The organism is Pantoea sp. LMR881 (assembly GCF_027157825.1).
Classification (GTDB): domain Bacteria; phylum Pseudomonadota; class Gammaproteobacteria; order Enterobacterales; family Enterobacteriaceae; genus Pantoea; species Pantoea haifensis.
Genome location: NZ_JAPVOK010000007.1, coordinates 107,315 through 121,376 on the forward strand (window position 1 = coordinate 107,315; position 14,062 = coordinate 121,376).

Here is a 14,062-nt window from a genome sequence, read left to right on the forward strand (position 1 = left end):
TCTTTCAAAACCGCAGATTCTGGTCTTGCCTCCAGTTGTGCCTGAGACAAAGATTCCCCGTACTGCCAACAGAACCACATGCAAAAAAAAGCATCCGGAAAGGATGCCTCAGATCAATAATCGATAATCTCATCAGGTTCCCCTGGTGCAGGGCATAACAGTTATCGGCCATGTTCCGGAATGTCTTAGTGCGTGGAGAGAATTTTTTATAATTCCCGACCAGGTTAAAAAAAACCGCGCCAGGGGCGGGTAAGACAATTCAGGAGTTCCAGACTGCCATGGTTTTCATTATCCGGCATCGCTGTCAGAAATTTAAGTCTGGTAAAAGGTAAAAGAGCAGGCAAGCGGCAGACCGCAAAAAAGGCAAAAAATCGCCGTAGCAGCGGGGAGATAAAATTTTAGGTTTTTATAGTGTAAGTGGTCCGGCAGCTCCGTCCGCCAAAAAGAAAGTGTAGAAAAAAATCCGGAGCCTGCCTGTAACTTTTCCGGAAAAAGTGCCGGTACGGCATTTTTTTATACAGTACAGCTACGGCAATTCCGCAACCGCCAGTTCTTTTCAGAATCAAAAAACCCCGCCATCTACAGCGGGGTGAACCAGAGATAAGATTCAGAACTCCTCACTGTGACCGGAACCAGCAGGAACCGTCACCTTTAAAGTTTGAGAATAAACGCTCCGTCGCGCAAGCGAAGCGGTATGATCGTATTGTCTGAATTTCCGGCTTATTCTTCCATATAACCGTATCTAACAGGCATCCTGAGAATTACCCTTTGGTCAGACAATGACTGAAAGGACGTCATCAGTGAACGAAGGGAAACACGTCCGTTTCCTCTGAAAATACCTTTCATACAGCTTGCCTGGGCGAGCGCGCCGGGCAGTAAACAAACAGTAGCGATGCCGGACACACCTGCCTGTTAAAGCCATCTGCTTAATACTTTCCTGGAAAAAACAATATAAGCATTCTAAATGAAACTTTAAAAACGCCGATAGTAACGGAGAATCTCAATCACACCGGTAAATTGCTATGAAAGTATCTGTCCGTATTGCCATCGGCTTCAGCCTGATGGTGCTGTTGTTAGCCGTCTGTACCGGCGTTGCGATTAATGCCTTAGGCCACGCCCGCGAAGGTATGAATGACGTGGTTAACGTCAAAATGAAGAAGTACAAGCTTGCGCTTGATATGCGCGGTAATGTTCGCGATCTGGCCATTGCGGTGCGTAACCTGGCACTGCTGACAGACCCTAAAGAGATGCAGCCTGAATGGGAGCGCGTGCAGAAGCAAAAGGCGCAGTTTGCCAGCAGCCGGGATGAGCTGGTGCGCATTATGCAGCTTGATTCTACCCCTGCCGGCCGCGACGTCATGAAGCTGATAATTGAGCGCGAGAAAGTGGCTATGCCCGCGTTTGATAAGGCTGCTCAGCTTGGGCTGCAGAATATGCAAGCTGAAGTCGTTCCTTATTTAATGAACGTGACGCGGCCAGCGCAGCGCGCGCTGCTGGATGCGCTGGGCACTATGACTGATATTCAGATGCAGAACGCCAGCGGTGCCGTGGCGGACAGCAGTGAGGAAAGTCGGCAGGCATCGGTAACGCTCTTTATTCTCCTGGCCGTTTCATTCCTGCTGGCCGCAGCTATCGGTTACCTGACCGTACGGGTGCTGACGCGCCAGCTGGGTGGTGAACCGGCGCAGGCGCAGGCACTGGCGGCCGCCATAGCGGGGGCGATCTCACCACGCAGGTTACCCTTCGTCAGGGCGACAGCGCCAGCATGCTGGCATCGCTTGCCCGCATGCAGAAGGGCCTCAGCGACATGGTTTCACAGATTAAAGATGCCTCCGCGTCGGTTGCGCTGGCGTCTGACGAAATTGCCCGCGGAAACACTGAGCTTTCCGCGCGGACCGAGCAGCAGGCGGCGGCGCTACAGGAAACCGCGGCCAGCATGGAGCAGCTGACCGCCACGGTGCGCAGTAACACATCTGGTGCAACCCATACGGCAGGGGCGGCGCGAGAGACTGTCGCCCTGGTCAAGAGTGGTGAAGACAACGTCCGCACGATGACGAAGACCATGGCCGATATATCAACCAGCGCGGCCAGGGTCGGAGAGATCACCGGCACCATCGAAGGTATTGCCTTCCAGACCAATATTCTTGCCCTTAACGCCGCGGTTGAAGCTGCGCGCGCCGGCGAGCATGGACGTGGCTTTGCAGTGGTTGCAAGTGAGGTGCGCAATCTTGCGCAACGCAGCGCCACTGCCGCCCGGGATATCAAGGCCCTTATTGAAAACGCCTCTGCGCTGGTCAGGCAGGGTGTTTCGGTTGCCGACAGTACGGCAGAAAATATCATGAGCGTTAATGCGCGAGTCAGCGAACTGGCAGGGGCCATGGATGAAATCGCATTAGCTTCAAACGAACAGATGCAGGGGATTTCTCAGGTTACCGTGGCCGTTGGTCAGATGGACGGCGTAACGCAGAGCAACGCCGCGTTAGTGGAGGAGTCCTCTACGGCTTCGCAGTCGCTGGCTGAGCAGGTGCATTCGCTCAGGGGTATGGTGGAAACATTCAGGATCTGATAATAGCCCTGCCAGGATGGCGGGGATATCAGGCCTAATCCTGATGGATGCTATATTCTTAATCAAAACTTATGCGTATCCGGAACGGCGGTTTCTTGAAAAAAACATCAGACACCCTGTCTTCACCGCTTATGCGGACATCGCTGGGCCGGAGCCTGGCGGTATTTATGCTTGTCATCGCATTGACGGTCGCGGGCATCAACGCCTGGTCACTCTGGCATGACTGGCAGCTCAAACTGGCGCAGCGGGAGAACGAAGCCCGTAACCTTTCTGTGTCGCTGGCCAGGCAGGCGGAAGATGCATTCCTGCAGGTGGACATCACTCTCGCCGATGCAGTCAGGCAGCTTATGCAGCACGGGCCAGAGTATGCCGCCACGTCAGCATTTAAAACACAAATCCGTGCGCAGCAGGGAAAGCTTCCCCAGCTGCACGGCCTGTTTATCTATGACAGCCGGGGTAACTGGGTCGCGACCTCGGGCAGCTATGTGCCGGCAAAGGCCAGCAACGCGGACCGGGACTATTTTATCTGGCACCGCACGCATGACGATTCAGGCATTCTTATCAGCCGCGTGATACGTAGCCGCTCGACGGGTGACCTGGTCATACCGGTATCAGTCCGGCTGAACGATGCAACCGGCAACTTTGCCGGCGTAGCGCTTGCGACTGTGAAGGTGGACTATTTCAGGCAGTTTTACAGCTACTACAGTCTGGGCGAAAAGGACGTGCTGGCACTTATCCTTGCCGACACATCCGTGCTGTATATTCGCCCCCTGCCTGAGTCATTTATCAATCGCAGCCTTTCTGCCAGCCCGCTGTTCAAAACGGCGCTTAAAGCCTCGGACAGCGGCAGCGCAACGTGGCGCTCGGCGCTTGACGGTGTAGAGCGTGTGTTTGGCTACGCCCGACTTGAACGCTACCCGCTGATTGTGACGGCCGGCTATGACCGGGACGCGGCGCGCGCAGAGTGGATATCTGAAAACCTGGTGGACCTGGCGCTCAACATCGCACTGTTGTTTATCATTACCGGGATGGGCTTCTTTATGCTGAGGCAGGTAAGGGTCAATGTTAAAAATCAGCTGGAGCTGACGCTGGTCAGGGATGAGCTGACCAGCATTAACCATACGCTTCAGTCGCTGGCGCTGGTAGACGGCCTGACGGGGCTTGCCAACCGCAGGCAGTTTGACGCGCTGCTAGAGAAAAATCTGGAGCGATCAGCGAAGACAGGCGAACCGCTGTCGCTGATTATGGTGGATATTGACTACTTCAAGCGTTACAACGATACGTACGGGCATGTGACGGGGGACCAGTGCCTGAGAAACGTAGGTATTGCCCTAAAGAGCAATATCCATCGCAGCGACGATATTGTGGCCCGCTACGGGGGAGAGGAATTCGCTATCATTCTTCCGAACACCGGTCCGACTGACGCCCTGAAAGTAGCGCAGCGGGCGGTGCAGACCGTGTCGGACGCCGGTCTGGCGCATAAAGCAACGTCTGTTCCTGGCGGAGCGGTGACCATCAGCGCTGGTTGTGGGACGATAACCGCCAGAGGCGATGCCGGTGAAGCGGCAGGGCTCAAAGAGCTGGCGGATAACGCGCTTTATCGTGCCAAGCGAAACGGAAGGAACCGCGCCGTCACTGGAAGCAGTCAGCCAGAACAGCATCGGATTTGAGAGCTACAGCATCGATCGGTTGTCTGAGCTACTTAACTTCATAAAGCACATTCATCAAAATGACCTAAAACGACAACGTCCGCTTCTGGCACAAAGCGGACTAACGGCAGGCCAGGGTCCGCTATGAGCGAGAAGCATAAGTTGCTGCTGCGTGAGCTGGAATAGAGCTTTGGTGGTGCGGCGGGTGAGAAGAACAGTCCGCATTCAAAAAGCTTTCTCGATGGCGTCAAAAAGTTCTTCTACGATTTGACTCGCTAAGCGGAAACGCTGCGGTAAACATACAAAGCCCCTGCTGTGCAGGGGCTTTTTTTAATGCTGTACTATTCAGCAAAACGTATCCGTCAGGCGTACTTAAAAATCTTTCTCATGTTTCCGCTTTCGTTGTCGATAACATGATTGCTGGCTGAGTGATGATTTCACTCAGCATTTATTTTTTCATTTCAGGCGATAAGGATATTTATGAACAAGCTTTGTGTTGCGGCGTTGTTGGCTCTGAGTTTAACCGGCTGTGCGCAGCAGACTTTCGTAATGAAACAGAATCAAGTTGGCGCGGCGACGAAAACCACCAGCCAGCCGTTCTTTGTTTCAGGTATCGGTCAGCGTAAGAGCATTGATGCGGCGCAGGTGTGCGGCGGCCAGGAAAAAGTCAGTCGGGTTGAAGTGCAGCAGACGTTTGTTAATGGCTTACTGAGCGTGGTGACGTTTGGTATCTACACGCCACGTGAAGCGCGCGTTTATTGCGCCATCTGATAGTGCCTCAGGCCGGTTCGCCGGCCTAATCCTGCGCCTGTTATTAAATCGCATTAGTATATTTTAACCATTAAATTCTGCTGTCGTACTGCTGCGCGGCTTGCCTGCTGACGACGTTACTCGAAACGAGTTCAGGCAACGTCGTCCAGCCTGGTAAAAGCAGTGGTAAGCTGTTGAGGCATGTCAGTGCGCTTTGAGCGAAAAACGGACCTTTTGCGTTAAATGAGTATTTAAAACGAGAGCATCTTAAGTCTCTTGATCAAAGCAATCGTTACAAGACTCAAGATCAGGTAATTTTCAGATTGAACAGCCGATAGATTGCAATCCGCCCAGCATCGGTCACGTTCACTTCACGATATCCCTCTATACGCGTTACCCATTCTTTTTGCAGGAATAGCGTAAACAGGGCTGAGCCAGCGTCACCGCCAAGGTGATAACGTCGCTCACTCCAGTCCAGACAGGGGCAGCATGGCTTACGGCGCGTGCGTGAATTAAGCATGACGCCCATTTTCTCAAAATGTATTTTTCCGTCTGATGTCAGCTTCGTTCCCTCTGCTTCAAGCCATTTTTCCCGCAGCAAAAATTCATAAATATTGACAGCTAGCTCGCCTGCCAGATGGTCATAGCAGGTGCGTGCATAACGAAGAGAGACCGGCGTACTGGAGACAGGATGCTTATGAGTGCGCATGGAAACGCCCATCAGGTTCTCGAGCAGTTCGGCGATATGATGGCCCGCAAGGCTGTAATACCGATGGCGCCCCTGCGTCAGGCAAATGACCAGACCGTTACTGAGAAGCCGGTTCAGATGCCCGCTGGCAGTCGAGGCTGCTATGTCAGCCACTACGCTGAGTTCGGTGGCAGTCCACGCGCGCCCGTCCATCAGAGCGCATAGAATACTGACCCTTGACGGGTCAGACAGAGCAGAAGCTACCATTGCCATTGATGTTTCAAGAACATCATCCGGCTCATTGTCGCACTGTGTTCTAAAGGGGTTCATTCAGAAGGTATTGCCCATTTTTGGGTGACTTCAGCTGCCCTGATATCATCATCCGTAATGAGAATGAGCCGGTTGCTGTGGTCGCTGTACTGTACCAGAATGTTGATTCCGTTCCGGGCAATTGTGTCAGCTATTTCTCCCAGTTCACCGGGTCGTTCCTGTGGTAATTTTCTTACCAGAGGTCGACACACGTTGCAGACTTCAAAACCGGCCTCAGCCAGCACCCTGCTAGCTTTTTCACCGTCTTCCACCAGGAAGTGTGCATGTCCTGCCTCAGGTGTTGTAAATACGCCACCGCCTTCAAGTCCCACTCCGTTTTCACCCAGTACACCACCCAGTAAACCAAGTGAACCCGGGCTATTTTTCAGAATAACGTGAATGTCATACATGCTGATTTGTTCCCTTATCAGAAGAGTAATCACGGAATACGCTGGCTACTCGTATTCTGTAGAATGAAAAAATAGACTGCCTGCCTTCTTTCTGAGCGGCCTGATGCATCACATTTTGCTTCCATCCGGCTACAGACTCCTCATCCTCCCACCAGGAAAGAGAAAGAATCTTTCCTGGTGTAGTCAGGCTCTGATAACGCTCAATCGAAATAAACCCGGGCGTGTGAGATAAAAGAGGCTTCAGCTCCGAAGCAAGCTGAAGATATCTTTCCTGAGCTTCTGGCAGAACATCTGCCTCAAAAAGTACTGCAATCATGGTCCACTCCATCGATGATTTTCAGAAAGTTTAATGATGACGGAGGCATGTTGCTTCGGCCGATGCCGAAGTGTGCATTTGCATTAGTGAAACCATCTACATGGGTAAGCGATGAACAGGAAACTCATGACTGAAAACGCGGGGCGGCCTGAAGGATTGGATTCATAGGCAACTTCCGCTTATGGCACAGAGCAGACATTTGCGCAGGGCAAAGTTCGCTATGAGCGAAGAGCGGAAGCACAGCTTCTGTACGTTCCGCCCTGAAAAACGAGTGCGCCCAGTGACTGAGCGCCCGGACTATAAATCACTGGAATCGGTCAGTGTAGCCCTCAGATGAGGAAGACTCTGCGGATAATTTTGCTGGATAAACTCAATCATTTTTTCCCGCACGTGACAGCGTAAATCCCAGGCGGTAGGGGAATTCTGCGCCGTCATCAACATCCTGATCGTCATAGTTTTGTCATTCGTGTCGGTAACCTGAAGCACCTGAGTTTGCTGATCCCAGAGTTTTGTTTCACTGAGTACTTTTTCAAAGTGCTTGCGGAGAGGTTCTAATGGCATGGAGTAATCAAGGTAAAGGAAGACAGAGCCTAAAATTTGTGCATTATTACGTGTCCAGTTTTGGAACGGATTTTCTGTAAAGTAAGTAATGGGCAATACCAGTCGGCGCAGGTCCCAGAGACGCACCACAACATAGGTCAGGTTTATCTCTTCAATCCAGCCCCATTCTTTTTCAACGACCACAGCGTCATCAATTTTTATCGGTTGTGTAAAGGCTATCTGAATTCCGGCAAACAAGTTAACAAGCGACTTCTGTAGGGCAAAGCCAATTATTATTCCGGCAACGCCAGCACCTGCCAGTATTGTTGTACCGAATTTTCGCACGCCAGGGAAACTGAGTAAAATCAGAGAAAGACAGAACGTCACAAGTATGACGATAGCGACTTTTTTAACATACATTATCTGCGTGCGAATTTTGCGGGCACGAAGATTATTCGAAAGATTAATGTCATAGCGTATAAATAGCATGTCCTGAGCAACATTAATTAATCGAATCAGAACTGAGCAAAATGATAATATAATAAAGACATGCGTGGTTGATATAATAAAATTAAGAGATTCTGGTTCAATATTTACATGATTAACGCCTATACTTATTAACAGTAAGGGAATAAAAAGAAACATTGATCCACGAAGGTGTTTTTCAAGTGATTTGAAAAGCTTTCTGTCACGATTTTGCCAGTAGCGGATGAATCTTAAAAGTGTAAATCGCGCCAGAAAACCCAGTGCGAGCGAGAGAGTGACGAGCAATACAGCAGGCACCCATGACGGAAGGCCAGATAATTCACCAAATAGCAATGGCATTACTTTCCCTTATGTTAAGCCAACAATCTTTCGTTGTCAGACAAGTCAAAAATCAGTAACCCTTCTCTTTCAGGTTATCTGCGGATTAGCTGAATCACATGCATGAGTATATGAAAAATCTAATAAACAGGCGTCCTCAGGGGTAAAAATCTCTGGCAATGTTGAGTAAACGCCTCCTGCGGACGATAAGCGCAGGCTCTCTTCTGTTCACCGCGTTTGCTGTTTCAAGGTGTCAGAGTTCGCTTCTGGCACAAAGCGGACTGACATGCGAGCCAATGTCCGCTATGAGCAAAAAGCGGACATTCATTTTAAAATTTTGTCCACAATGTCATCTTGCATTGCATTACCAGTCTTGTTATGAGAGGTCAATTCTGCTCGGCCCCTTATGTAGCAAAGTGTCCGATTAAACAGCAGCCTATAATTATCCCCACACTACTGGCGTGGGAGGCAGCATATGTTTGAAGGATTTACACATACACGAGTCATCCTTTCAGAAGCAGATCTCAATGTGCGCTATGGGGGTAATGGACCACCTGTTCTGTTATTGCATGGACACCCTCGTACTCATGTAACCTGGTCAAAAGTGGCTCCCGAGCTAGCCAAATCATTTACCGTTGTATGCCCTGATTTACGGGGGTTTGGCCAATCGTCAAAGCCGGCTGATCAGCGCGATCATGCTGGTTCTTCTAAAAGAGCTAAAGCAAAAGATTGTATTGAGTTGATGAGTCAGCTTGGTTTTGAGCAATTTGCGCTTGTTGGGCATGACAGAGGGAGTTACACAGCTTACAGAGCCGCTCTTGACTATCCAGAGCGAATCACACGGCTTGCCGTGCTTGATTGCATTCCAATACTTGAAGCCCTCAACCGGTGTAATGAGAAGTTTGCCCGGCAGTGGTATCACTGGTTCTTCTTTGCTCAGCCAGAAAAACCGGAACGGGCAATACTCGCTGATCCTGACAAGTGGTATGGAGGCCAGCCTGAAACAATGGGAAATGAAGAGTACCTTGAGTTCAGAAAAGCTATTCATGATCCGGAAATTGTACATGGGATGCTCGAAGACTATCGTGCCGGTCTCAGCATTGATAAAGAACATGAGCTACAAGATCGCCAGAAAGGAAATCTGATTATGTGCCCAACGCTTTGTTTATGGTCAAAATATGATGATCTAGAAGATATATATGGTGATGTATTAGGTATCTGGAAAATCTGGGCACGTGATGTTCGGGGCAAGGCGATAGCCAGCGGTCACCATATGGCCGAGGAAAATCCAAAAGAAGTCACGGCTGAATTACAGCGTTTTCTGTTGCAACGCTGCTAGCATCGCACAGATATATACTTATAGTGAAACGATAATGTCCGCTTCTGGCACAGAGCTGACATCAGCAGCATCACCCTGACGGTCCCCTCTGGCTCCCAGGCGTTGCCGGCACGGAAGCCGAAAGCAGCGTATCGGTGATATCCAGCATTGCCTGTAAGTGTCCCTGTACCGGAGATCATGATGGTAGCCTGCCCCTGTATCTCTGGAGGGCGGTTGATGCGGCGTCAGGATGCGCTGCAATCCAGATATGGCATCGGCAAGTGGCCACGGCAGCACTGCAACCCCCATACCTCGCAGGCACAGCTGCGCCTGAACTGCCCGGCTAAGACTTGTGAAGACTCGCCGTGACAGAGGAAATCGATCGAGCAGCCATGCTACGTCAGGAAAGTGAGATTGTGCTGTATTCATGAGAATAAGCTCCACTGAAGACGGATCGTTTTGCATGGCATGTACGGTTTCCGGCACTCCATAAAGAGCATATGAAACTCGCCTCAGGCGGCGATGGACAATATCCGCTTTTTGCTTCCGTCATTTCCTGCCGCCTCCGTTGAGGATCCTAACTTAACCGGCTGTCGCTAATCGTTGATCCACTATACTGACCATTGCAGTTGTCATTTACATACGAGGCGGTGCACGGTTAATTACCTGACACCAGCCTTATGCCTGACCATCAGGAGAAGAAAATGCAAAAGAGTAAAACATTGAAAAGGCTGCTAGCCGTATCGGCAGTAGCAGCTATGTTCAGCACCTTCGGCGTGCAAGCCCAGACGCCGACAAGCGCCGCGCAGAATAGCGCCGCAGGCCAGACCGGATCGAGCGCCAGGCTCAGCGCCGGCGACGAAAAGGCGGTGAAGGACATGGCGCAGGCCAATATCAATGAAATCGCCGCCGCCAAGATCGCGCTGAGCAAGGCACAAAGCAGTGAAGTCAAAGCATTCGCTCAGCGAATGGTCGAAGACCATGGCGCCGCTTTGACCAAAGTACAAGCGGTCGCCCAGCAAAAGGGCGTGGCACTGCCGACCGAGCCGGACGCTAAGCACAAGGCTATGGCCGCCAATATGGAAAAGCAGAGCGGCGGCGCGTTTGACAAGATGTATATGGAAAACGCCGGCACCAAGGACCACCAGATGGTGCTATCGAAGCTGCAGAGTGACGCCAGGAATATCAAGGATCCGGATGTGAAGGCTCTGGCCGACGCGCACACGCCAGTTGTTGAGCAACACCTGAAATCCGCCCAGCAGATGTCGATGCCAGCAGGTCAGTAACCCGGTTGTTCGGTGGGCATCTGGTCCTGCAACCTGGACTGATCAACGTGTAGCAGAAGGTCACGGCGGAAGTGTCCCTGTTAGCAGCGTTGAAGAAAGGGGGACGACCTTTACTGTAAATGTGCCGATCGATGCTCGCCCAGGTGCAGTCACAAGCTGACACTCACTCTACGTGTTGACGGTCAGAATTGACCTGAAGCATTCGTTCAACAGGATGCACGGCGAAATATTGCGAAGGTCCGCTCTTGGCACAGAGCGGACCGACACTGGAGTAAAGTCTGCTCTGTGCCAAGAGCGGAAGTTCGCAATCGTTCCCACAACAAATGAAGTAATTATTAACATCGACTTGTGTTGATGAACGGGGAACAGGTCATCACACCAACAGATAATTCCCTAATTTGACTGTAACAAATGCCTGCTAGCGTGGATCTCCGGGGATGCTTAAGCTCGATTGACTGACTGTTACATTTAACAGTTAATGGGCAAGCCATCGCAGTTTTTAGCTTTTAGTCCGCAGAAAAAGATTATTGTGATGATTTTTACTGACGATAAGATGCTGGGGTACGGTAGTGCTCAACGGGCTTTCTCAGACGGAGACGAAATTTGTCTGGATGCCAGTTACCGGCGCGCTCACCTTCCTTTGGTTAATCCGTCACACCCTGACGTTATAGCCATTGATGAAGACTACTTTTTGGGTACTTATACCACTAAACGCAATTCTCTTGTGTTGCCTGTCAGCGATGAGCGTTTGCGCGAGACGGCTATTTTTATCGGGCTTGAAAAGGCACTGCGCAACGCATCTTTTTCCGGGAAGATAGCCTGGGATCTACTGGATAAGCGGAAAAATCTGCTACATGCAACTATAAGTAGCGGGTTGCGTCATGATTGCACGGAGCATGTCACGAAAGCCCTTCAGTCATTTTTAAATACTCCTCCCTGTAAGAAATACAGGCTTGGCGGAATTTTCATTGGGCCGGTTAACACGGGAAGACTGTATTTAAAAGTATATCCCGAAGCGAACGGTGCGGGGCACATCTTCGGGGAGATACAGTCACTGCTTGGGCTTAAGCAAACGAAGTTCTTTCTTGTTGGATATTTTAATCTGACAGACCATCTTGACCGGCATGAAACGCAGGAACTTTCTACTATCCTAGACCGCTTTCGTAATGAAACGCTTTGGGAAGATGACATCAGGGAGTTGTGGCTCATTTCAACGCAAGATGATTTAGTATTGAGTGGTAAAATAACAAAAAAGATTGTCAGATCTGAAAACTAGCGTTTAAGTCCCATCTGTTCATCTTACCTGAAGTGACCTGCTTTCTGTATATGACCAACTCAGATGCCGTCAACGCCCGCTTTTGGCTGTGATTTCAACCGATGGATGCAACACACTGATTAAACCGCTCCGCGGATGATTCATAATCCAGCATTTTTTCTGGCCTCTCGTTGAGCTGTCTGGCAACACTGTTTAGTCGTTGCTGGCTGTGAACCGATAAGTCAGTTCCTTTAGGAAAATATGGTCCGGAGCTCCCTACGGGAACGCCTTCTCACCGCAATAATAAATTCAGTGATTCAGAAATCTGAAACAGAGGCCGGATGGCTCACGGCTGGTTCATGCTATGGGCAACCTGAGCGGCGCTTATCCCTTCCAGCGCAAGGCCGAAACCCGTCCCTTCTTCAATCAGGCGTTTCAGGCGCTGAGTCAGCGCAATACGAGAATAGCGCGAGGTCAGTGGCGGAAGTGCAGCAATACCGTCGGCAAGTTCATGAGCGCGGGCAAGCAGCTTACCGGCGGGAACAATTTCGTTAACCACGCCCCAGTCTTTTGCCGTTTCTGCATCAAGCACCTGGCGGGTAAGCAGGAAGTAGCGGCCACGGATCGAGCCGATAACCTCTGGCCACAAAATGTGTACGCCATCGCCGGGCACAATACCGAATTCGAAATGCGGTTTGTCCTGGAAAACCGTTTCTGGCGTGGCCAGTATAATATCGGTCAGCAAGGCATATTCGCTGTGAAGCAATACCGGGCCGTTCAGGGCGGTAATCATCGGAACTTCGATGTCCAGAATGTTGCTGAGTACCTTTCTGCCTTCGCGCAGGATTTTGTCGAAACCTAACGGGCTGAAGAAATCAAATCCTTCCGGGCTGATGGCGTCCATAAAGGCATCGCCCGATCCGGTCAGGATCACTGCGCGGTTTTCACGGTCTTCACCAATGGCATGAAACAAGGCAACAAACTGTTCATGCGTGTGTCCATCAAAGATCAGTTTTTCACCGGCGGTATGGAATTTAACTTCCAGCACACCATTCGGTTTGCGGGTCAGGCGAGCGTTGAAAAAGGCATTACGATAGGTTTCAAACATTGACATGATGGCGGTCCTTGTTGTTTCCCGTCCGGAGTAGCTGGGCGTGAAACAACCTTATTTCATTCCAAATGAAATGGGATCGCTTCTAAATCAGATAACAGTTATTCCAGGGAGGAATAGAGCGATGTTACTTTCCAGCCATGATGGCCTCAACAAATCCGGCGAATTGTCGCGCCTTGGCGCTCGCCAGTCTGCCATTAGGGAAAACGGCCCAGAGATCAACAGAAGGCAATTCCCATGCAGTCAGCACCTTTCTGACTGCGCCTTTTTCAAGTTCATCTGCAAACATCCAGTCGGAAGCAATACACAAGCCCATATGGCTGAGGACCGCAGCGCGTTGTCCTTCGGCGGCGCTGACACGAAGGCGTCCGCTGACTGAGATGGAAATAACCGTACCATGGCGGGTGAACGACCAGAGACTGGGCTGCGGGTTATAAAGGATCGCCTCATGCTCTGCCAGCTCGGCCGGGGTTTGCGGCTCCCCTTTTTGGGTGAGATAACCCGGTGTGGCGATCACCGAGCGAGGACTCGTCGCCAGCTTGCGCGCCACGGCAGAAGAGTCGGGTAAATTTCCCATGCGTAACGATATATCTATGCCTTCCGCAATCAGGTCGATCACACGATCATCCAGAATGACATCGACATTCAGTTCCGGGTGCTCCTCAAGAAACCGAGGGAGTTGGGGAATAATATGCAACCTGGCGAAGGTTGTTGCGGCTGAAATGCGTAATTTTCCAGACAGCCCTTTGCCTGCACCTCTGGCAGCCAGTTCCGCCTCGTCGGCTTCCTGCAATGCGACTCGCGCCCGTTCATAAAATCGTTGTCCTGCCTCGGTTGGCATTAATCCGTGGGTCGAACGGGTCAGTAAACGGGTTTGTAACCGGGATTCCAGCTGAGCAACGATTTTAGATACCGCCGGTTGACCAACATTAAGCTGCCTTGCAGCAGCAGAAAAAGATCCCGTCTCCACAACGCGTATAAATGTTGCCATTGAGTGAAAGCGATCCATATTATTCCTCTCAGGAACTGAAGTTATCTCCACAGCATATCTGCCATTCCT

11 protein-coding genes and 4 pseudogenes are annotated in these 14,062 nt (G+C 50.8%); 7 read left to right on the forward strand and 8 right to left on the reverse strand.

The features are described 5' to 3' along the window. The first annotated feature begins 1,022 nt into the window (after positions 1-1,022). From O3W44_RS24230 to O3W44_RS24245, 4 genes and pseudogenes are all read left to right on the forward strand, one after another. A pseudogene (locus O3W44_RS24230) lies at positions 1,023-2,566 on the forward strand (methyl-accepting chemotaxis protein). 95 nt (positions 2,567-2,661) lie between these two features. Next, on the forward strand, positions 2,662-4,236 hold the full coding sequence (locus O3W44_RS24235; protein ID WP_331283477.1) for a sensor domain-containing diguanylate cyclase: 1,575 nt from the start codon (positions 2,662-2,664) through the stop codon (positions 4,234-4,236). A 123-nt stretch (positions 4,237-4,359) separates the two neighbouring features. Next, positions 4,360-4,494: pseudogene (locus O3W44_RS24240) on the forward strand (molecular chaperone DnaJ); the annotation flags it as partial. Positions 4,495-4,695: 201 nt separating this feature from the next. Beyond that, a complete protein-coding gene (locus O3W44_RS24245; RefSeq protein ID WP_009089453.1) occupies positions 4,696-4,986 on the forward strand; it encodes a Bor family protein in 291 nt (96 codons plus the stop codon). 286 nt (positions 4,987-5,272) lie between these two features. On the opposite strand, the gene O3W44_RS24250 is transcribed toward O3W44_RS24245, so the two are convergent. The 4 genes from O3W44_RS24250 to O3W44_RS24265 all read right to left on the reverse strand — a co-directional run bounded on the left by O3W44_RS24250 (position 5,273) and on the right by O3W44_RS24265 (position 8,053). Then, on the reverse strand, positions 5,273-5,983 hold the full coding sequence (locus O3W44_RS24250; protein WP_269295190.1) for an ArsR/SmtB family transcription factor: 711 nt from the start codon (positions 5,981-5,983) through the stop codon (positions 5,273-5,275). After that, the gene (locus O3W44_RS24255; RefSeq protein ID WP_269295191.1) at positions 5,980-6,372 is read right to left on the reverse strand and encodes an amino acid-binding protein; all 393 of its coding nucleotides are present in this window, start codon (positions 6,370-6,372) and stop codon (positions 5,980-5,982) included. The genes O3W44_RS24250 and O3W44_RS24255 overlap by 4 nt, the downstream gene beginning before the upstream one ends. Continuing rightward, a complete protein-coding gene (locus O3W44_RS24260) occupies positions 6,365-6,688 on the reverse strand; it encodes an antibiotic biosynthesis monooxygenase family protein (protein WP_269295192.1) in 324 nt (107 codons plus the stop codon). The genes O3W44_RS24255 and O3W44_RS24260 overlap by 8 nt, the downstream gene beginning before the upstream one ends. A gap of 297 nt (positions 6,689-6,985) precedes the next feature. After that, entirely contained in the window at positions 6,986-8,053 is a 1,068-nt protein-coding gene (locus O3W44_RS24265) for a mechanosensitive ion channel family protein (protein WP_269295193.1), read from the reverse strand. A 454-nt stretch (positions 8,054-8,507) separates the two neighbouring features. Here O3W44_RS24265 and O3W44_RS24270 point away from each other — a divergent pair, with 454 nt between their 5' ends. Beyond that, positions 8,508-9,371, forward strand: a complete 864-nt coding sequence (locus O3W44_RS24270; protein ID WP_269295194.1) for an alpha/beta fold hydrolase — start codon at positions 8,508-8,510, stop codon at positions 9,369-9,371. Between the two features lie 70 nt (positions 9,372-9,441). Here O3W44_RS24270 and O3W44_RS25265 read toward each other — a convergent pair. Beyond that, positions 9,442-9,884, reverse strand: a pseudogene (locus O3W44_RS25265) (LysR family transcriptional regulator); the annotation flags it as partial. 170 nt (positions 9,885-10,054) lie between these two features. Between O3W44_RS25265 and O3W44_RS24280 the strand changes: the two are divergent. After that, the gene (locus tag O3W44_RS24280; RefSeq protein ID WP_269295195.1) at positions 10,055-10,636 is read left to right on the forward strand and encodes a DUF4142 domain-containing protein; all 582 of its coding nucleotides are present in this window, start codon (positions 10,055-10,057) and stop codon (positions 10,634-10,636) included. Positions 10,637-11,114: 478 nt separating this feature from the next. Beyond that, the gene (locus tag O3W44_RS24285; protein WP_269295196.1) at positions 11,115-11,912 is read left to right on the forward strand and encodes a hypothetical protein; all 798 of its coding nucleotides are present in this window, start codon (positions 11,115-11,117) and stop codon (positions 11,910-11,912) included. 94 nt (positions 11,913-12,006) lie between these two features. Here O3W44_RS24285 and O3W44_RS24290 read toward each other — a convergent pair. The 3 genes and pseudogenes from O3W44_RS24290 to O3W44_RS24300 form a co-directional block, all read right to left on the reverse strand. Further along, a pseudogene (locus O3W44_RS24290) lies at positions 12,007-12,153 on the reverse strand (IS30 family transposase); the annotation flags it as partial. 84 nt (positions 12,154-12,237) lie between these two features. Continuing rightward, positions 12,238-13,005 carry an enoyl-CoA hydratase/isomerase family protein gene (locus tag O3W44_RS24295; RefSeq protein WP_269295197.1) on the reverse strand — a complete coding sequence of 256 codons (768 nt, stop codon included), beginning with the start codon at positions 13,003-13,005 and terminating at the stop codon, positions 12,238-12,240. A gap of 124 nt (positions 13,006-13,129) precedes the next feature. Next, complete coding sequence (locus O3W44_RS24300) at positions 13,130-13,993, reverse strand: LysR family transcriptional regulator (protein ID WP_331283478.1); 864 nt, start codon at positions 13,991-13,993, stop codon at positions 13,130-13,132. Between the last annotated feature and the right edge of the window lie 69 nt (positions 13,994-14,062).